Consider the following 17920-nt stretch of genomic DNA (forward strand, 5'->3'; position numbering starts at 1 on the left):
GTGAAGACATCAAAAATCAGTGAAAGTCAGATCGTAACGGTCAATGTGTCTTGTTTTAACAAAGCTATTCACGGGTGAAGTTATTTAGGTAATGGTTATACAAGTAATTTTGGTAATTGCATATCAGCTATACAATCAAGATTTGCTTCTGTTTTATAGACTTTGTTTTTCGCTTGCTGGTTTCTATAAAGCCCTGACTTTGAATGGTGAAGATTGAACTCGTTTTTTATGATGCCATTAACCCGCTCAGCAAGCGCATTTTCGTAAGGATCGGCATTTTCAGTCATGCTGATGGCGATCCCGTGCTCAACCAACTGATAGGTGTAGGCACCTGAGCAATACTGAGAACCCCGGTCAGAATGATGAATAAGGTGCTTGTCGGCATAAATGCATGCCTTTACATACTTACTTTTACAATGTCTTTTAGTTAACGTCTTATCATTTTCCGTCTTCCAATACGTTTATTCATGACTAACTTCAGTTAATTTTAACACCTATATAGCTTAAACCTTACCGATAGTTTTAATCATTCTTCTTCAGAATCACATTAATAACACCAAACGGAGTCTTATCGGAGAACACTTCAGAACGTTTAGAAGACTGATATTCGATTCTTTCGATCTTGTTAAGGGACACATTTGATAGTAGCCGGTCTTTGTTTTCAAGAAGTACGAGTTTACCGTCGAGCGCAATAGGTAATTGATAATTTAATGGATATGTGAACTTTGAAATAAATTCAGGATCAGAATACAAAACACTATCGACTTGATCTTCAATTTTAAACCCTTCAATATTAACAAGCATTATCGGTTTATCAGTCTTAATACCTAATTTGGTTAAATCACTTTTATCACGGATGTACTGGACTGAGTTATACGCAGTAATTTTATAGTCATTGTTAACAACAATGCCATTTACTATCCTGAAAAATGATGTATCATTTACCGACCTAAACTTCAATTGAGACCTTCTCGGTGCTTCTTGAGCAAATGCAGTAAAGCCTATTAAAGTAGAAACCACAAGAAAGCTAAGTTTCATAAAATGAATTTTAATTGGACGCTTAATCATATACGCTATATTTAGTTATTCTAAAGATAAATTTTTTTAAGAGCATCTTGGCATTTAGTGTTAACATGACTCTCAATTTTTCTCTGGTTATTTGATAAGGCACAAGCCAGTGTCTCAGGATTTCACCCATTTTTGATAATGGAAGACTTTATAACTTAATACTTTATGATGGAGAACATCAAAACAAGGTTGAAGCTTAAGTCAATTTTGACTGGGTAATTTTTTTGTCGACTTATTTTATCTGTTTGCCGAAAAACTATCTTTCAAGAATATAGTTGGGTTATCTTGTTTCTAAAGTAAAACCTAAAAATGCATCTATGAAAAATTCATTTCTACTTCTGCTAACTGGCTTATCGTTAACTAGTTTAACTAGCATGGCGCAGCAAAAGAATATAACCTCATTTGAAACTTTGTGTGTCAGTGGTGGAGGTGACATCGAAGTGTTCTATTCCAAGGGGCCTACCTTAGAAATCAAAGGGGAAGAAAGTTGTATCAATAAGATTGGAATAGCTCAAAGCTCTGGAACACTTTCAATTACCGTACATGAAAATTGTAAAAAGCCGACGCAAATTTTTATTGGAACGCCTTCTTTAAAGCGAATTAACCAGAAGGGAGGAGGAAATATAGAGATTAAAAAAGGATTTGGGACTTTCATTGCCTTGTCTTGTACTGTGAGAGGTGGAGGAAATACCAAAGTCCTGGATAGTATTAACTTCCTTTCTGCTTCAGTTTATGGGGGAGGCACATTATCTGCCCACGTGAACAAGTTATTGGAGGGGAAAGTAAGTGATGGAGGTAGCATTTTCTATAAAGGAACAGCTGTTGTAAAATCGAATATTTTAGATGGCGGAGTAATCAAAAAGTTATAAAGCTAGGAGACAATACTTATAGTTCTAGCCTTTCTTATCCCTAAACGTCTATTAAATCACCAGCAAATCAACTCTATGAAAACAATGCTCATTTTAAGTATCGCGTTTTTCTCAAGTGGGACGTTATATAGCCAAATTAGAAATGGCATATACCTTGACAAAAAGGATAATAAAGAATATAAAACCATCAGCATTGGAAAACAAGTCTGTCTTGCTGAAAACTTCTCATATTTAGCGTATGTTGATACAATAAATATTTCTGTCTTTGGTTATAAGGGTAATTCTATAAAAAAAGCTAAATCTACATTGTCCTTCAAGAATTACGCTGCTTTATATAGTTGGGATGCTGCCAAAAAACTTGCCCCTGAAGGCTAGAGATTACCAACAGATGCAGATTGGCAGCAATTGGAAAAGGAGATTGGGATTTAAAACGAAACGCAATTATCACTATTCTCTCGTGGCTGTTGCAAAAGGGGTATGTTACATGTTTTGCCGTTTAAGAGCTTAACAGTGAACCACCGCAGAAAAGAAGTAGGATTGGAGCCCATTGAAGCTTATCTAAATCAAATGTCTGAACTGAATTTTATGATGAATAGAACAAGTTATGAGAAAAAAGGCATCAAGGAACCTAAAATAGTAAAAGTTCCCTAGTGTACTTAAAAGTGGATGTTGTTATGGCAAAGTAAACTGTTAGCAGTTTGTCTTACACAAGACGTATGTTCAATACTTTCATATTGCTTCATTTCGAATCTTCAAAGTATTATCAAGAAATCATGGTTTATCACATAGATATCAGGTCATCAATTAATTTACTGTTTTTCAACATCTCACTTGGTGAGTCGGCAGCGAAACTAATTATTGTGCCATTTTTATCAATTAACAGGAATCTGGGGATTGAAGATATGTTGTAGTTTTTAGCAAATGTGCTATTAAAACCATTCTCTGCCCAAAATTGGATGCCTTCAGGTTTGTGGATATCTAGGCCGTTTTTTATCCATGTTTGTTTATTGTTATCGAGTGAAAGGGAGATAAAAATGATATCTTTTCTTTCCTTATATTTATTAGATAGTCGCATTAGAGACGGTATTTCCTCAATGCATGGCCCGCACCAGCTCGCCCAAACGTCTATATATACCACTTTTCCTTTGAAAGATGAGAGAGAATATTGCTTATTTGATCTGTCATACATTTCAAAATCTTTTGCTGGTCTGCCGTTTGAAGCTATTTCTTGTTTAGCAAAGTCAATGCGCTTTTGGTATTCAAGGACTAAATGCTGAATTGGAATTTTTGTCAAGAGCTCTTTCGATAAGCGATTTAGAGTATCTATTTCTAAGCTCTTCGCTTTCATAAATTCGGAGGGAAGATTCTCTAAATAATATGAACTCAATACAGCTGATAGACTTTTATTTAGGTCTTTTGTCATGATTTCCGGCAGCCTATCAAAATATTTGAACTTATAATGTTTGATTGCACGTGTCGTGTCTAACGCCCATAATTCCATGTCGTATTTTAACGGGAGATAATAAACCCAAAAGTTTCTATAAGAGCTTGATGCCAAGAAAGTAGGTTTTTCTGTAACCTGAATGTATCCTAGGATATTTTTTTTAATGAATTCAGTCTTTTGGATATATGACTTTATTGCCACATCCGCATATGACCTCAATATGCTATATTTCAGATATGCTTGTTCAATGCTATCCACATTCCTATAGAATTCTATGTCAGAATTTGCAGAAGTCCCCTGATTTATTTTTTTAAAGTAGGAGTTTGTTAAGCTGTCTCTAACATTAAAAGATATTTGTACAGTTTTAACAAACTGGTCTTTCTTTAGACGGTAAGTGTCTGCACCTATACCATTGCTTTTATATTCGGGTTGACGATGAATGTAGGCAGAATGGTTATTATACAATGCTGCTGATCCTCTATAATGCTGAGTCCTGATAAAGCTGTCCCAATTTGTTCCATCAGCCAACAGTTCAATATTCCCTTCTGAAGGAAGATAAAGGTACGGCCATGAGAAATCTTCAAATTTAACAGTTACATATTGGGCCTTTTTTAAGTTTACTTTATATATAAACTTACCATCTTTACAGGCAACAGTATCTCTTTTGAAATAGACACCATCACTGGTACTAACAAAAACGAGGAAGTCAAAATCGTAATGGGTAATAGTGCCTTTTATCTCTGACGCCATGGAAAAATAACCCATTATCATAAACAGGAATAACAATCGTGCTTTTAGCATCTGAAATAGTTTAGGTTGAATTTAAATATTTGAATCTGCATTTCCAAACTATCCCCTAATTAATCGGTGCTTGCGTTAATTCGCTTAAGAATATCAAAAAGGGGTGGTGGCTGTTGCAGAAGGGGTATGTTTCCTGATAAAGTAAAAATAAAAAATCATCGTAATGCTAATAGCGCATTTCAGAAAGCGAAAGAAACATGTTAATTGAAGTTCTTGACCTCGACATATAGGAGTAATTGTGTATATTAACTTTTTATCATATACACTAAAAAACCCACGAAACACACCAACAGATAATGAGATACCTCCTTGTATTGTTGCTTTTATCAATTAACTCAACTCTTTACGGACAAAAGAGCCTGATTAAACTTTTAGAAAATAAACAATTTCATTGGACTAAAGATAGTTCCTCAAAGCAAGTGATAATATATTACCAACCGGACAGTTGGACATCTCGAAGAGTCGATAGCGTCCGGCAAAAGATATTACTTTCAATTGATGAGGTGAAAAAATTTGTAGGCATAGCCGAGTATAAGCCAAGAATTCATTATTTTATTGTGGAAAATAGAATTCAGATGAAGAGTTTAGTCGGCTATCAAACCAATGGAAGTGCCATTGCAAAATACAATATCATTACTGGGGTAATTTCCTCGAATACCAAAATCTTATTTTCTAATCATGAATTATTTCATGTAATAGCAATGAATTGCTGGGGTACTCCATCAGCTTGGATAAATGAAGGCATGGCTGTTTATAGCGACAATAAATGGCATGGCTATGATCTTTATCAATTAACAAAGTACTTATTAGACAACAACAGATATGTTTCATTAAATATCCTAATAAGAAAGTTCAGAAAGTGTGATGATTTGCTAGCTTACCCGCTAATGGGTAGTTTCATTAAATATTTGGACGACACTTATGGCCGATCTACGTTATTGGAAATTTGGAAAGGAAATAGCAAAAGTCTTCAACGCATTACCGGTAAAGACATCTCCGAATTAGAGCAGGCTTGGCTAGCAAAAGTTAAAACTGTGTCCTATATGGATATCAAATATTAAAACATCTAATAGTACACAAATGCATTATTCCCTGGAAATTTGAGAATACGAGCGGCATTATCATTTTTTCACGAGTTTTGATATTGTCGAGTCAAATAATATCATAGCATCTTCTCATACTTTACAATCTCCTTCTTGTAAGTGTCTAAATTCCATTCAAATCCATGAGCCTTTGCGTAATCGGCAATAGGCTCTAAACCTATTTTTTTTCTTCTTTTGTCTAATTTGTCTGGGGTAATTACGGGGGCAATAAATAATGACCCATCATCTTTTGTCCAAAGTTGTGTTCCGTATACTTGTTTCTTATGCTGTGAAAGAGCGATTCTATCTTCAAGCATCCCCAAGTTAATTGGTGAAGACTTTCCTTGCTTTACTGACGTTCGTAGCATGGGTAAATAAGTTTCTTGAGTTTTTAATGACCCATGTTGAATAATTACGAATAGGGCGGCATTGCCCTTCATACCAACCTTATCTGTTCCCAACCAACCATAAGTGTTTAGGATGTTGGTTACTTCGACCGTATTCACCGAATCTATTTCCATCATGGTTTCCTTAATGTAGGACTGAACTGTAGATGATTCATATCCATGTAGATTAATTAAGGAGTCTAAAATGACTCTTATTTTTTGATCATCATCAAATAGCTTTTCAAGTTTTAACTTTAGAACTGAGGTGTTGCCAGCTAACTGACTGTATCCATTTGTGTAAATAGACGTGCTTATGAAGATAAGAAAGAGGTATATATGCTGTTTTTTCATATGTTGAAGTTTTTTAGGTCATCCATCGTAATTAATTTTATGCTGTTCCTTTAATAAAAATAACACTTATAACCGTCTAAGGCCAGACTTTATTAAAACATTAAATTCGTTCCAAAATCCCCTCGTGGCCGTTGCAGAAGGGGTATGTTTTCCTAAACATCGAGTTAGTAGATTATTATTCTGCTAATAGGAGAGTTGGTACTGATTAAATGGTTTTGAGAAAAGTGCAAGTAAGTATCGCTTTAAGTCGTCTATTATAGCTTTAAAAAAGGTTTGGGAAGGCTTTCTTCCTCCTTTTTTCAGATTGAAAGCTATGGCCGCCATGAGCATGACTTTGTGCGCACCGGCTTTGCCCAGTACACCTATTTTTCTTCGGTATCAAAAAACGTATATTCATCTACGCTACGGCTACTGCCATGAGCCATTACGATGTTTAATTTTTCACTGCCTTGCTTAAATTCCAGTTTGATGTGTGCAGGCAGCGTCAACAAATAATCCCGATGATGTTGTTCAACTAAGTGGTAAGCATACTTTTTACCCCTCCTGCGAATTTCAGCAATGACTTCATTTGGCCACACATTGTAACCCACCAAATCGCCAAGACAGTATACAGCATCAGGTGTCTGTTCGTCGAGATCTTCCAACATTGCCTTAAAAGCCGGAAGATTAGCTTGTACATCTGAAAAAGTGCAATTTTCATTATTGAATGGTTTCTAAGGTTTTAGAGGGATAGTATTTTTTTCTGAAGTAAAAAGCAAGGTTAACCAAGGCGATTAGTGCAGGAACTTCTACTAAAGGTCCGATCACTCCGGCAAATGCCTGACCTGAATTGATCCCAAATACGCCAATGGCTACTGCAATAGCGAGTTCAAAATTGTTCCCGGTTGCCGTAAATGCGATGGAAGTGCTCTTGGAGTAGTCTGCCCCAAAATAACGTCCTGCAAAAAAGCTCATGACAAACATGATGGAAAAATAAATGACCAGTGGAATGGAAATTCTGACTACATCCATCGGGATGTGTACAATTAATTCTCCTTTTAAACTGAACATGATCACAATGGTGAAAAGTAAAGCAATAAGGGTAATGGGCGAAATCATAGGTACGAAGACATTATTGAACCATTCTTTTCCCTTAAGACTGATCAGCGCATATCTTGAAATGATTCCAAGCGCAAAAGGTAGCCCTAAATAAATCGCAACGCTTTTAGCTATTTCGCTAATCGTAATATTAACTTCCAGGCCTTTCAACCCAAAATAAGGAGGCAATACCGTAATAAAAATATAGGCAAATACACTGTATAGCAAGACTTGGAAAATGCTGTTCAAGGCAATCAGTCCTGCTGCATATTCCCTGTTACCTTCGGCAAGTTCATTCCATACCACTACCATGGCAATACACCTGGCAAGTCCAATCAGAATTAGTCCAACCATATATTCAGGATAATCCTTTAAAAAGATGATGGCTAGGAAAAACATCAATAATGGCCCAACTACCCAGTTTAGTATCAGCGAGACGCTTAATACTTTAGTGTCTTTGAATACTTCATCCATTTTTTCATAACTCACCTTTGCAAGCGGAGGGTACATCATCAGAATCAGTCCGATAGCTAAAGGAATGTTGGTGGTGCCGCTGGAAAAGGAATTGATAAAACCAGACGATGAAGGCACAAAATAACCAATGCTCACTCCAAGAGCCATGGCAATAAATATCCATAAAGTCAGATACCGGTCAAGGAAACCAAGCTTTTTTCTTTCGGCCACCGGGGCACAATGATTTGCACTCATGTAATTACCCCGTAATATGTTTGCTGATAAAATCAGCAGAATAAACTTTAATCAGGTCTCTAACCCTTCTGAATTCGTCCATGATTTCTTCTGTCGTTCCTGTTGCTTTTGCAGGATCCGGAAAGTTCTGGTGAAAGCGTTCTACCTTGCCGGGAAAATAGGGACAGGCCTCATTTGCATTGTCACATACGGTAATCACTGCATCAAAAGGAATAGGCAGGTATTCATCTACATGGTTGGAAGTATGAGATGATATATCCATGTGGTCTTCTGCCATTACCTGCACCGCTTTTGGATTTACGCCATGGGTTTCTATTCCTGCACTATAAATATTGGCTTTACCTTCTGCATAATGACGCAGGTAACCTTCAGCAAGTTGGCTTCTGCAGCTATTTCCTGTACACAGGACTAATATGTTTTTCAATTTTCTTTATATTAACGTTTGACTTCTTCTTTCTAATAGTACAGTATCCCGCCAGATACCATGGTGTTTTCCAATCTTTTCCCTAACCCCAAGTATCCTAAAACCTGCTTTTTCATGGATTCTTAAGCTTGCTGAATTTTCAGGAAAAATCCCGGCCTGCAATGTCCAAATGCCTTCCTGTTCACTTGCTTTCACTAAATGCTCAAGCAAACAAAATCCGATGCCTTTGCCGCTAAATACCGGATCAATGTATACGCTCACTTCTGCCACTCCAGCATACACGCATCTGGAAGAAACAGGGGTTAAAGCTGCCCATCCACAAACAGTACCATTCTGTTCAACAACAAAGCGACAGGTTTTTGAATGTGATTTGTCCCATTCCTCAAAGGATGGGGCAGCAGTTTGAAAGGTAGCATTGCCGGTTGCGATGCCTTTTTCATAAATTGATTTAACCTGCTCCCAGTCTGAAGGGTATAAACTTCTAATCTTCATATTCTTTATTAGCAGCAGCCACCACCTGGAGTACATGTTTTTACAGCGCCTGCCAGGTTTACCAATTCACGTTTTTCTTCTTTAGAAGGAATACCACATTTGTCCATAGCAAGGCAAGCAGTCTTTTTAGAGATTAAAACAAAGTTATCTCCGTCAAAGGCCAGGTCATATTTACCTATGGTTTCAGATTGGTATTCTACCTCTATATCGAGATCTTCCATACCGATAACCTGCTCTGATAAGGAAATAATGTTCAATAATTTTCCTGCTTTCAAACGGTGCTCAAAATCATTGGCATCCCAAAGCTGGAAATTTGCTACTTTTTCATGTCGTACAGTGCCTCCGCAGTCAATAAAATCTTTAGTGATTACGCCAACTTCGGTAACATGAAAGTGTTCAGGCACAATCTGCCCGTTCTCTAGTTTAAAATTAACACTTTCTCTTTTAGCCAGGATTTCTTTAATTTCTGATAGTTTCATAACGGTATATTTAATATTGCAATTTAACGATTGATTTAGCCTTTAAAAAAACTAACAACAGGCAGTTTCTTGTTTGTAAGCGCCTAAAAAAGCGCCCATTTGGGTCTCTATTAATTTCCAGGTTACCGGATTAATACAATAACAAACACTAACCCCTTCAATGGTACCCTGAATAATTCCGGCATTCTTGAGCTCTTTTAAATGTTGCGATATAGTTGCCTGGGCAAGACCAAGTTCTTCTACCAGGTCACCACAAATACAGGTATTAGAAGCAAGGATCCTTTGCAAAATTGCGATACGGGCAGGATGCGCCAATGCTTTCAATAACGTCGCCAATTGGTTTTGTTCAGTGCTGAATATTTCTGTTCTAGTAAGTCCCATAATTGTATATTGCAATATTACGATATGTAATTAACAACACCAAATTATTTTAAGCGTTTAATCGTTCGTGGAGCATATATTATGATACAAGCTCCTGTCAAAGCAACTGATGCACCTAATATCATATTTATCAGGTTTGAATCCGTCTACTTTCCATGCCCATATTAAACCTAAAACGATGCCCCCCCTATAAGTTGCATATACTCGTCCAAAATTAGCAGTTTGCCAAGTAGCAACAATACCATAAAGCACAAGAATTATCCCCACCTAATATTAAAGCTAATAGACGACTACGACTTAAAGCGGTACTTACTTGCACTTTTCTCAGAACCATTTAATCAGTACCACTCTCCTAATTACTGAAAAAAAAAATCTACTAACTCGATGTTTAGGAAAACATACCCCTTCTGCAACGGCCACGGTCGTTTCTTGGAATGTTAGGAACAGACTTTTCATGATTTCGATTTGGCCAAATTCATGAACCCGTTTTAACCTTTACACATCTTAAATGAATAAGAAAAAAAAAGCCGCAACCTTTTACAGGTTACGGCTTTGAAGGCATTAATGATAATATCTTCTACAAATTGCCCCTTAATTCCTGCTCTCTTTCCAGCGATTCAAATAAGGCTTTAAAGTTTCCTGCTCCAAAGGATTGTGCACCTTTACGTTGTATAATTTCGAAAAACAAGGTAGGGCGATCTTCTACAGGTTTAGTAAAAATCTGTAATAGGTAACCTTCTTCATCGCAATCTACCAAAATACCCAGTTCTTTAAGCTGTTCTATTTCCTCATCTATATGCCCTACACGGGTGGGCATCATGTTGTAATACGCTTCTGGCGGCGGGCTCAAAAACTCCACTCCACGCGACTTTAATTCTTTCACCGTATTTAGAATGTCGTGGGTGGCTACGGCAATATGTTGCACACCTTCACCTTCGTAATACTCCAGGTACTCTTCAATCTGCGATTTTTTCTTGCCTTCAGCGGGCTCGTTAATCGGGAACTTGGAAAAACCGTTCCCGTTGCTCATTACCTTACTCATTAATGCCGAGTATTCGGTATTAATTTGTTTATCATCGAAAGAAAGGATGTTCACAAAACCCATCACATCTTCATACCACTGTACAGTCTCATTCATGCGGTTCCAGCCCACATTGCCTACACAATGGTCAATATATAACAAACCGGTCTCTGTGGGGTTGTATTCGCTTGTCCAGGCACGATAGCCAGGTAAAAACAGGCCGTTATAATTTTTACGCTCTACAAACAGGTGCACGGTTTCACCATAGGTGTAAATTCCCGATAGGCGCACCTCACCAAATTCATCGGTATGGGTTACTGGTTCCATATAGGGTTTGGCACCACGCTTTGTAGTTTCTTCAAAAGCACTAAAAGCATCATCAACCCATAATGCCAGAACTTTAACGCCATCGCCATGTTTTTTAACATGCTCGGCAATCTCATGGTCTGATTTTAAAGCGGTAGTTAGCACCAAACGGATTTTGCCTTGCTTTAATACATACGAGGCACGGTCGCGCACGCCTGTTTCTGGTCCGGCATAAGCCAAAGACTGAAACCCGAAAGCCGTTTTATAATAATGAGCTGCCTGTTTCGCATTGCCTACATAAAATTCTATATAATCAGTGCCATTTATGGGCAGAAAGTCCTGCGCCTTGGAGATCTTTTCTGCAAAAGTTTGTGTTGACATGGTTTCTTGAGTTGAATAATATTTAGTTTTTTTGTTTACTCAGTTTTTTAAAGGTGTGGCCGATGTTATTCGATATTCACTTGCCAGCTTTTATGGTAATTTTCGTCCTCGATCTGGATGGCATCTTCAGTAAGCATTAACGGGCGGAAGGGATCGATCATAACAGCCAATTCTTCTGTGCGCTCTTTACCAATAGATTTTTCTACCGTACCAGGGTGTGGTCCGTGAGGGATGCCACCCGGATGTAAAGTGATTTGGCCTTTAACCACACTTTTTCTACTCATAAAGTCGCCATCCACATAGTACAGTACTTCATCGCTGTCTACATTACTATGGTTATAGGGAGCAGGAATAGATAAGGGGTGGTAATCATATTTACGTGGAACAAAAGAGCAGATCACAAAATTATGCCCTTCGAAAGTCTGGTGTACCGGTGGGGGCTGGTGTAAACGTCCGGTAATGGGCTCAAAATCGTGGATGGAGAAGGCCCAGGGATAATGGAAGCCATCCCAGCCTACAAAATCAAAAGGATGGGTACCATAGGTATAAGGATATATAATGTCTTGTTTTTTAATGAGCACTTTAAAGTCACCAAATTCATCGATGGTCTCCAGGTTGGCAGGGCGCCTGATGTCGCGTTCACAATAGGGCGCATGTTCCATCAGTTGTCCGTATTCATTGCGGTAACGTTTGGGGCTTCTGATGGGGCTAAAGCTTTCGGTAATAAACAAGCGGTTGTTTTCGTCGTTAAATTCAAGCTGGTAGATAGTTCCACGGGGAATGACCAGGTAGTCGCCGTAGGCAAACTTAATTTTACCAAAGCCAGTTTTGAGCGTTCCGCTGCCTACATGGATAAAAATCACCTCATCGGCCTGGCTATTCTTGTAAAAGTAATCGGTCATGGATTTCCTTGGCGCGGCCAGGGAGATATGAAGGTCGCTGTTTACCAATACCGGTTTGCGGCTTTGCAGGTAATCGTCTTCGGGTTTAATGTTAAAACCTATTAAGCTGGTATGGCGAAGGTGTTTCTCGCGAGCAATTTTAGGGGCAACAGAATAAGGGGTGCCCAGCGATTTCACCATCGTTGGCGGGTGACAATGATAAACCAGGGAATAGAGACTGGAAAAACCTTCAGTCGATACCAGTTCCTCGGCATAAAGATTTCCGTCTGGTTTTCTGAAAACTGTGTGGCGTTTTGCTGGGATGGATCCTAAAGTATGGTAAATTGGCATATCCTTAATTATTTGGTTAGAACAAGGGTAATCATAAGGTAACCTAAAACAGCAGAAATCGTTTTCAGGTTGGGGCGTAGAATTCGCGGGAGACTAAAAGGAATATTGGGCAAAGATGATCTTTGAGAGCATGGCATAGCGAAAAGCTTCCAGTATTTCTCTGGACATGATTTTCTGATAGCTATCGTTTTTTCTCTTCATGTTTTGCGATACTAAGTAACGGATTTATCTTCATGGAAGCAAGATTTATAATGCCTAATAAAAGTGATGCGATTTTTAATTTGGTTTGGGTTAAATTTTTCTAGCTTTGACTAGCTACGTAAAATATGTGAATTTGCAGGTCTCAATTAGTGATGCTGCGTGTACTTAAAACAAAGAATTATGAAATTAGTATCTTATCAAACAGAAGACAGCGCGCATCTGGGTGTTTTTGTAAACGGGAATATTTATAATCTAAATTCTTGCGACAAGCTGTTGCCCGATAACATGAATGAATTTTTGCAGGGCGGTGAAGTACTGATGGAACGTGCGTTGAAAATTGATGCACAGATTAAATCGGGCGAAATTACTCCTAAAATGGAGGTTTTCTTCGAATTATTAGCCCCGGTGCCACATCCCACCTCTTGTCGTGATGCTTATGCCTTTCGCCAGCACGTGGCCGCTGCCCGCAGAAACCGTGGTTTAGAGATGATTGCCGCTTTTGATGAGTTCCCTATATTTTATTTTACCAACCATAATGCCATCCAGGGTCCTGGAGAAATTGAATGTATGCCAGATCATTTCCACAAATTGGACTTCGAACTGGAAATTGCGGTGGTGATTGGTAAGCAAGGACGCAATTTTACTGCTGCTGAAGCCGACGATTATATTGCTGGCTTCATGATTATGAACGACATGAGTGCACGCCAGTTACAAATGGAGGAGATGCAGCTAAATCTGGGGCCTGCAAAAGGAAAAGATTTTTCTACGGTCATTGGACCATGGCTGGTTACCCCTGATGAACTGGAAGCGTATAAAACTGCTCCAAAAGCTGGGCATACGGGCTATGCTTACGACCTGAATATGACGTGTACGGTTAACGGTGTACAGGTTTCGACTGGTAATGTTGCCGATATGGACTGGACCTTTGCGGAGATTATAGAGCGTTGCGCCTATGGTGCCGATGTGTTACCTGGTGATGTAATTGGCTCTGGTACGGTAGGTACAGGTTGCTTTTTGGAACTGAATGGTACCGGATTGTTGAACGATCCCAATTATCAGCCGCAATGGCTCCAGGATGGCGATGAGATAGAGATGGAAATTACTGGTTTAGGCCGCCTGATCAACGTTATCAAAAAAGTAGATTCTGATTTTTCTATTTTGGCACTTAAAAAATAAATGGTGACCATTAACACGGAAGAATTAAGTGCGGCACAATTGCAAAACTATATGCAGTATGCCATTGCACCCCGCCCTATTTGTTTTGCAACAACTATAGATGCGGCAGGGAATATTAACCTGAGTCCCTTCAGCTTTTTTAATATGTTTAGCACTAACCCACCAATGGTGATTTTTTCGCCGGCGCGGCGGGTACGGGATAATACAACAAAACATACGCTGGAAAATATACTGGAGGTTAAGGAATGTGTAGTTAATATCGTGAATTATGCGATGGTACAGCAAACCAGCCTGGCGAGCACAGAATATGCAAAGGGCATTAATGAGTTTGAGAAAGCCGGATTTACCATGCAGCCGTCAATTTTGGTTACTCCCCCTAGGGTGGCCGAAGCGCCAGTCCAAATGGAGTGTGTGGTAAAAGAAGTGATTCACCTTGGCGATGGCCCCGGTGCTGGAAATCTGGTGCTGGCTGAAGTAAAGCTGATTCACATCAAAGAAGAGATTTTAGATGAAGAAGGGAAAATAGACCAGGCAAAGATAGACCTGGTTGCGCGTTTAGGTGGCGATTGGTATTGCAGGGTGACCCCCGAAAGTTTGTTTAAAGTAGCTAAACCTTTAACCACCTTAGGAATAGGGGTAGATGCGTTGCCTAGGGCGGTGCGTGAATCGTATGTGCTTAGCGGCAATGACCTGGGCAAGCTCGGTAATATCGAGGTGCTGCCTGATGCCGAGGCGGTAGAGCAGCTGCGCTTTGATCCGGCGGTGAAAGATATTATGGACGCCACCATCGGTGATGCCAATAACCGGCAACGCGAACTGCATGAACTTGCAAAAATGCTGCTCGCGGAAAATAGGGTGGAAGAAGCCCTTAAAGTGGTATTGCTGGAAAGTTAAAGCGCTTAAATAATGCTTACGGCTTTGATAAACCTGCTTTTATAGTATTTATCCATTTCGGTGATGACTACACCTTTGGCTTTGCCAGAACTGGAATGGATAAATTTAATCTCTTCGCCTTCAATCGAATAAACGATACCTACATGACCTATAGCCCGTACTTTAGGGTTCGATCCCGTAAAAAGTAATACATCGCCAACTTTTGCATTTTGAAGCGTAACCGCTTTTCCGGCACTAGGGAACTCCCTGGAGGAACGCGGAACCTTGACACCAAGATTTTGAAATACATAGTTTACAAAACCAGAACAGTCGAAGCCACGCTGCGGACTGCTGGATGCATAACGGTAAGGAACGCCAATTAAAGTCTTTGCAAAATTGATCAGCTTAACTGCCGGTTCTTGAACCGCCTCCTTAAAATAAGCAGGCGATTTGGTCTGTGATTTTCCTGTAAAAGTGAATAAGAACACTAAACAAAATAGCGCAAGGGTTTTCTTCATGTAGCGGCAAAATAATAAAAATAAAACGAAAAAATGCGTTATGGCGTTGCAACGGCCACAGGGAGGATTTTTCCGTTAAAATATTTCTGCCCGCTGCTGGCAAAGTCGGCAATGTACTTGCCCATTTCAAAAGCCATTACCGGTGATTGGTAACCCGGGAAAGCCTGTTCGAGCATCTCCGTTTGTGCTGAACCTAAAGCCAGACAATTTACCTTAATACCGCGATCTGCAAGTTCAAAAGCCAGGCATTCGGTTAAGGTGTGCAAAGCTGCTTTACTCGATGAATAAGCGGCCAAACCTGGGAACTTTACGCTACCCTGGAAACCACCCATGCTGCCGATGTTAACAATATGTGAACCTGCACCCATAAATGGTACGATGTGCTGAATCATATTGAAATGACCGATAACATTGGTCTGCAAAAGTTCTCCAAATTCCTGGGGACTTGTTTCCAGAAAAGGTTTATTGATCAGAATGCCAGCGTTATTAATCAGGATGTCAACATGCCCTAATTGTTGTTTAACAAAAGGGACCAGGGCGGCATAATCGTCGTTAACAATGTCAAACTCTACCGGCAACAACGTGCAATCCGGGTTCAGGTTTTTGGCAATTTCTAAAAGCTTTCTTAATTTGTCTGCAGAGCGTGCGATACAAACGATTTTGTTATCGTTTTTCAGGGCAAATTCTAATGCGGCTTCAAAGCCTACGCCACTGCTGGCACCGGTAAGTATAATATTCATTTATTGTTCTTCTTCTGTAATCAATTGTGTAACCGGGTTCTCAATAACATGTAACCCATCTTTAATTAGTTTTTGGTGTGCAGGATCCTGTTCCATCTTGTTGCTTAAATAAGCACGTATTTCTACTTCTAACGCTGGAAACACCTGTTTATGGTGCGTAATTTCCAGTATTTCGAGGGCTGCAAGCCAATCGCCAGGATAATTTTTCTTCAGAAAGGAAAAAATCACAGGCAGTTCGTCTGCTTCCAATTCACCTTCCCTGATCATGCGTACCTTTGCGTAATGCTCATGGAGCTTTTGTGTCGGCTCATCATACATCACTTTAGCTGTCGGTTTAGTGCTCATGGGAGTAATTTCCTCAAAGGCATCTTTATCTGCTGCACCGTTAAATACGGATACGATCTTTTCGCCAATGGCCATGTCGAAGGTGCCCCATTCTGGTTGAAACAATAGTTTCCCATCACTGTCTTTGACGGTACATTTATCAAAGGTGATCAGGATGTTTTTTTCATCGTGGCGCAGTATTTCCTTTACTTCGCCATTAACCGTAATCCCACTTTTAAAAGTCAAGCTGGCCTGTTGTGTCTGTGAAATTCCCAGATCGGCCAATTCCTGCAAACTTAATGATTCCAGCGGTTTTTCAACGTCTTTTAATTTCCCCACCGGTGAGGAAAAGCCATCGGCGTGGTAAGATTTGCCATGGCTTTCCAGTTGTTTCCCGGCTACGGCCAATGCAGAAGCCCCTGAAGTTTTCAGGTAGCTAAGTTCGCCTTCGGTATCTGCCTGTTTTTCTGTGAAAACACCACTCACCTGTAAACCAGAGCTATAGACTGCCGTTGCCGGGTTTTTGCACGAAATAGCTTTGTCGATGCTTTCGACGCCGCCACGCCTGAAAGCCATGGTATCAGCAAACTGTTCCAATACGTCAATCAGGTTCTGAAAGGTGGGCGTGACAAATAGTTGTGGTTGTTGTTTGGTGATGTCGTAAGCATAATTAACGGTGTCAATGGTATACCATAATTTTGCTACGCTTTTATCTTTAAAGCTGGCACTTTCCCCGATGGATGAAAGTAGTCCGGCACCATAGATTTTTGGATCTTCCAGGGTTCCGATTAGTCCGTACTCGACGGTCCACCAGTGCAGGCGACTTAACAGTGCCATCTCAGACGGCTCACCCAGCTGATCGGAAATCTCTTGTAGTTTTTTTTCTGCAAGGTCAATTTCTTTTTCGTCGACGTTAACAGCCTCTTTTAAAATAGAGAGGTGGCGGATGGCCTCGTAGAGTTCAAAATCTGCTGCTGAAAACATGGCTTTTGCACCAATAGAACCGATATAACTGAGGTAATTATTATAATCTCTATCGGCGATAATAGGTGCATGTCCGGCAGACTCGTGGATGATGTCCGGGGCAGGGGTATATTCGATGTGGTTAAGCTGCCTGATGTCTGCTGCGATGACCAATACCCTATAGGCCTGGTATTCCATGAAGGCTGCTGGAGGGATGAACCCATCGACAGTGACAGCACCCCATCCCAGCTTGCTAAGGTTATCGTTCATGGTCTGCAAATCAGGAATTCTTTCAATGCTGAGGCCGGCGCGCTGCAACCCCTTAATATAGGGGTAATAGGCTACCTGGCGAAGATAACTATAGTTTTGACGCATAACGTAACGCCATACTGCCTGGTCAACAGGTGTGTATTTTTCGTAGTGCTGGTCTACAATAAATTGCCTCAAATGTCTGGGCAAATTTGCTACCTGCGGATTGTTGAAGTCGTTAAAATTATTCATGGTATTACCATTTATATCCCGGCAATATACTTGGTCTTCAAAAGGTAACCAAATATTTACGAACCTAAATATTCAAAATCTTCGTTACCCGTGGGTTATAAAGGATTTGTGTTATTTTTAAC

20 protein-coding genes and 2 pseudogenes are annotated in these 17920 nt (G+C 39.7%); 6 read left to right on the top strand and 16 right to left on the bottom strand.

Features of this window, described 5'->3' with window-relative positions; translation table 11 throughout:
* Window positions 1–209: 209 nt before the first annotated feature.
* A pseudogene (locus ACR2F3_RS01425) lies at window positions 210–374 on the bottom strand (IS3-like element ISElsp1 family transposase); the annotation flags it as partial.
* A 148-nt stretch (window positions 375–522) separates the two neighbouring features.
* The gene (locus tag ACR2F3_RS01430; protein ID WP_432708199.1) at window positions 523–1038 is read right to left on the bottom strand and encodes a hypothetical protein; all 516 of its coding nucleotides are present in this window, start codon (window positions 1036–1038) and stop codon (window positions 523–525) included.
* Between the two features lie 347 nt (window positions 1039–1385).
* Here ACR2F3_RS01430 and ACR2F3_RS01435 point away from each other — a divergent pair, with 347 nt between their 5' ends.
* The 3 genes from ACR2F3_RS01435 (at window position 1386) to ACR2F3_RS01445 (ending at window position 2588) form a co-directional block, all read left to right on the top strand.
* Window positions 1386–1937 carry a GIN domain-containing protein gene (locus ACR2F3_RS01435; protein WP_432708200.1) on the top strand — a complete coding sequence of 184 codons (552 nt, stop codon included), beginning with the start codon at window positions 1386–1388 and terminating at the stop codon, window positions 1935–1937.
* 75 nt (window positions 1938–2012) lie between these two features.
* Window positions 2013–2312, top strand: coding sequence for a hypothetical protein (locus ACR2F3_RS01440; protein ID WP_432708201.1), 300 nt, complete (start codon window positions 2013–2015; stop codon window positions 2310–2312).
* Window positions 2313–2447: 135 nt separating this feature from the next.
* Window positions 2448–2588 carry a hypothetical protein gene (locus tag ACR2F3_RS01445; RefSeq protein ID WP_432708202.1) on the top strand — a complete coding sequence of 47 codons (141 nt, stop codon included), beginning with the start codon at window positions 2448–2450 and terminating at the stop codon, window positions 2586–2588.
* A 130-nt stretch (window positions 2589–2718) separates the two neighbouring features.
* Here ACR2F3_RS01445 and ACR2F3_RS01450 read toward each other — a convergent pair whose 3' ends face one another.
* Entirely contained in the window at window positions 2719–4182 is a 1464-nt protein-coding gene (locus tag ACR2F3_RS01450) for a redoxin family protein (RefSeq protein ID WP_432708203.1), read from the bottom strand.
* Between the two features lie 296 nt (window positions 4183–4478).
* Here ACR2F3_RS01450 and ACR2F3_RS01455 point away from each other — a divergent pair, with 296 nt between their 5' ends.
* Window positions 4479–5243: a peptidase MA family metallohydrolase gene (locus ACR2F3_RS01455; protein WP_432708204.1), complete on the top strand. Its 765-nt coding sequence runs from the start codon at window positions 4479–4481 to the stop codon at window positions 5241–5243.
* Window positions 5244–5344: 101 nt separating this feature from the next.
* Here the strand turns inward: ACR2F3_RS01455 and ACR2F3_RS01460 are convergent, their stop codons facing one another.
* The 10 genes and pseudogenes from ACR2F3_RS01460 to ACR2F3_RS01505 form a co-directional block, all read right to left on the bottom strand.
* A complete protein-coding gene (locus tag ACR2F3_RS01460; RefSeq protein WP_432708205.1) occupies window positions 5345–6001 on the bottom strand; it encodes a DUF6624 domain-containing protein in 657 nt (218 codons plus the stop codon).
* Between the two features lie 362 nt (window positions 6002–6363).
* Window positions 6364–6675, bottom strand: a pseudogene (locus tag ACR2F3_RS01465) (metallophosphoesterase family protein); the annotation flags it as partial.
* 25 nt (window positions 6676–6700) lie between these two features.
* Window positions 6701–7786: an ACR3 family arsenite efflux transporter gene (gene arsB, locus ACR2F3_RS01470; protein ID WP_432708206.1), complete on the bottom strand. Its 1086-nt coding sequence runs from the start codon at window positions 7784–7786 to the stop codon at window positions 6701–6703.
* A 4-nt stretch (window positions 7787–7790) separates the two neighbouring features.
* Window positions 7791–8210 (bottom strand): arsenate reductase ArsC, encoded by a 420-nt coding sequence (locus tag ACR2F3_RS01475; protein ID WP_432708207.1) that lies wholly within the window; start codon window positions 8208–8210, stop codon window positions 7791–7793.
* A gap of 6 nt (window positions 8211–8216) precedes the next feature.
* Window positions 8217–8702 (bottom strand): GNAT family N-acetyltransferase, encoded by a 486-nt coding sequence (locus ACR2F3_RS01480; protein WP_432708208.1) that lies wholly within the window; start codon window positions 8700–8702, stop codon window positions 8217–8219.
* A gap of 8 nt (window positions 8703–8710) precedes the next feature.
* Window positions 8711–9181 carry a DUF6428 family protein gene (locus tag ACR2F3_RS01485; protein WP_432708209.1) on the bottom strand — a complete coding sequence of 157 codons (471 nt, stop codon included), beginning with the start codon at window positions 9179–9181 and terminating at the stop codon, window positions 8711–8713.
* Window positions 9182–9232: 51 nt separating this feature from the next.
* Window positions 9233–9562, bottom strand: a complete 330-nt coding sequence (locus tag ACR2F3_RS01490; protein ID WP_432708210.1) for an ArsR/SmtB family transcription factor — start codon at window positions 9560–9562, stop codon at window positions 9233–9235.
* Between the two features lie 57 nt (window positions 9563–9619).
* The gene (locus tag ACR2F3_RS01495; protein ID WP_432708211.1) at window positions 9620–9829 is read right to left on the bottom strand and encodes a hypothetical protein; all 210 of its coding nucleotides are present in this window, start codon (window positions 9827–9829) and stop codon (window positions 9620–9622) included.
* A 310-nt stretch (window positions 9830–10139) separates the two neighbouring features.
* Window positions 10140–11270 (bottom strand): 4-hydroxyphenylpyruvate dioxygenase, encoded by a 1131-nt coding sequence (gene hppD, locus ACR2F3_RS01500; protein ID WP_432708212.1) that lies wholly within the window; start codon window positions 11268–11270, stop codon window positions 10140–10142.
* Between the two features lie 65 nt (window positions 11271–11335).
* On the bottom strand, window positions 11336–12502 hold the full coding sequence (locus ACR2F3_RS01505) for a homogentisate 1,2-dioxygenase (protein ID WP_432708213.1): 1167 nt from the start codon (window positions 12500–12502) through the stop codon (window positions 11336–11338).
* Window positions 12503–12883: 381 nt separating this feature from the next.
* Here ACR2F3_RS01505 and ACR2F3_RS01510 point away from each other — a divergent pair, with 381 nt between their 5' ends.
* Together ACR2F3_RS01510 and ACR2F3_RS01515 are read left to right on the top strand one after the other, a co-directional pair.
* Window positions 12884–13879 carry a fumarylacetoacetate hydrolase family protein gene (locus tag ACR2F3_RS01510; RefSeq protein WP_432708214.1) on the top strand — a complete coding sequence of 332 codons (996 nt, stop codon included), beginning with the start codon at window positions 12884–12886 and terminating at the stop codon, window positions 13877–13879.
* The gene (locus ACR2F3_RS01515) at window positions 13880–14773 is read left to right on the top strand and encodes a flavin reductase family protein (RefSeq protein WP_432708215.1); all 894 of its coding nucleotides are present in this window, start codon (window positions 13880–13882) and stop codon (window positions 14771–14773) included.
* A 5-nt stretch (window positions 14774–14778) separates the two neighbouring features.
* On the opposite strand, the gene ACR2F3_RS01520 is transcribed toward ACR2F3_RS01515, so the two are convergent.
* The 3 genes from ACR2F3_RS01520 to ACR2F3_RS01530 are packed head-to-tail and all read right to left on the bottom strand — an operon-like array spanning window position 14779 to window position 17798.
* Window positions 14779–15270 (bottom strand): C40 family peptidase, encoded by a 492-nt coding sequence (locus ACR2F3_RS01520; protein ID WP_432708216.1) that lies wholly within the window; start codon window positions 15268–15270, stop codon window positions 14779–14781.
* A 38-nt stretch (window positions 15271–15308) separates the two neighbouring features.
* On the bottom strand, window positions 15309–16010 hold the full coding sequence (locus ACR2F3_RS01525; RefSeq protein ID WP_432708217.1) for an SDR family oxidoreductase: 702 nt from the start codon (window positions 16008–16010) through the stop codon (window positions 15309–15311).
* The gene (locus tag ACR2F3_RS01530; protein ID WP_432708218.1) at window positions 16011–17798 is read right to left on the bottom strand and encodes an aromatic amino acid hydroxylase; all 1788 of its coding nucleotides are present in this window, start codon (window positions 17796–17798) and stop codon (window positions 16011–16013) included.
* Window positions 17799–17920 lie beyond the last annotated feature (122 nt).

Source organism: Pedobacter sp., from assembly GCF_045627485.1.
In the GTDB taxonomy this organism is placed as follows: Bacteria; Bacteroidota; Bacteroidia; order Sphingobacteriales; family Sphingobacteriaceae; genus Pedobacter.

What these genes read in the sequence shown, in the direction of transcription:
- ACR2F3_RS01455 (WP_432708204.1), top strand. Translation starts at nt 4,479, where the DNA reads ATGAGATACCTCCTTGTATTGTTGCTTTTATCAATTAACTCAACTCTT.
- ACR2F3_RS01485 (WP_432708209.1), bottom strand. Translation starts at nt 9,181, where the DNA reads ATGAAACTATCAGAAATTAAAGAAATCCTGGCTAAAAGAGAAAGTGTT.
- ACR2F3_RS01490 (WP_432708210.1), bottom strand. Translation starts at nt 9,562, where the DNA reads ATGGGACTTACTAGAACAGAAATATTCAGCACTGAACAAAACCAATTG.
- hppD (WP_432708212.1), bottom strand. Translation starts at nt 11,270, where the DNA reads ATGTCAACACAAACTTTTGCAGAAAAGATCTCCAAGGCGCAGGACTTT.
- ACR2F3_RS01530 (WP_432708218.1), bottom strand. Translation starts at nt 17,798, where the DNA reads ATGAATAATTTTAACGACTTCAACAATCCGCAGGTAGCAAATTTGCCC.
- ACR2F3_RS01460 (WP_432708205.1), bottom strand. Translation starts at nt 6,001, where the DNA reads ATGAAAAAACAGCATATATACCTCTTTCTTATCTTCATAAGCACGTCT.
- ACR2F3_RS01450 (WP_432708203.1), bottom strand. Translation starts at nt 4,182, where the DNA reads ATGCTAAAAGCACGATTGTTATTCCTGTTTATGATAATGGGTTATTTT.
- ACR2F3_RS01430 (WP_432708199.1), bottom strand. Translation starts at nt 1,038, where the DNA reads ATGAAACTTAGCTTTCTTGTGGTTTCTACTTTAATAGGCTTTACTGCA.
- ACR2F3_RS01515 (WP_432708215.1), top strand. Translation starts at nt 13,880, where the DNA reads ATGGTGACCATTAACACGGAAGAATTAAGTGCGGCACAATTGCAAAAC.
- ACR2F3_RS01440 (WP_432708201.1), top strand. Translation starts at nt 2,013, where the DNA reads ATGAAAACAATGCTCATTTTAAGTATCGCGTTTTTCTCAAGTGGGACG.
- ACR2F3_RS01520 (WP_432708216.1), bottom strand. Translation starts at nt 15,270, where the DNA reads ATGAAGAAAACCCTTGCGCTATTTTGTTTAGTGTTCTTATTCACTTTT.
- ACR2F3_RS01480 (WP_432708208.1), bottom strand. Translation starts at nt 8,702, where the DNA reads ATGAAGATTAGAAGTTTATACCCTTCAGACTGGGAGCAGGTTAAATCA.
- ACR2F3_RS01435 (WP_432708200.1), top strand. Translation starts at nt 1,386, where the DNA reads ATGAAAAATTCATTTCTACTTCTGCTAACTGGCTTATCGTTAACTAGT.
- ACR2F3_RS01505 (WP_432708213.1), bottom strand. Translation starts at nt 12,502, where the DNA reads ATGCCAATTTACCATACTTTAGGATCCATCCCAGCAAAACGCCACACA.
- ACR2F3_RS01510 (WP_432708214.1), top strand. Translation starts at nt 12,884, where the DNA reads ATGAAATTAGTATCTTATCAAACAGAAGACAGCGCGCATCTGGGTGTT.
- ACR2F3_RS01525 (WP_432708217.1), bottom strand. Translation starts at nt 16,010, where the DNA reads ATGAATATTATACTTACCGGTGCCAGCAGTGGCGTAGGCTTTGAAGCC.
- arsB (WP_432708206.1), bottom strand. Translation starts at nt 7,786, where the DNA reads ATGAGTGCAAATCATTGTGCCCCGGTGGCCGAAAGAAAAAAGCTTGGT.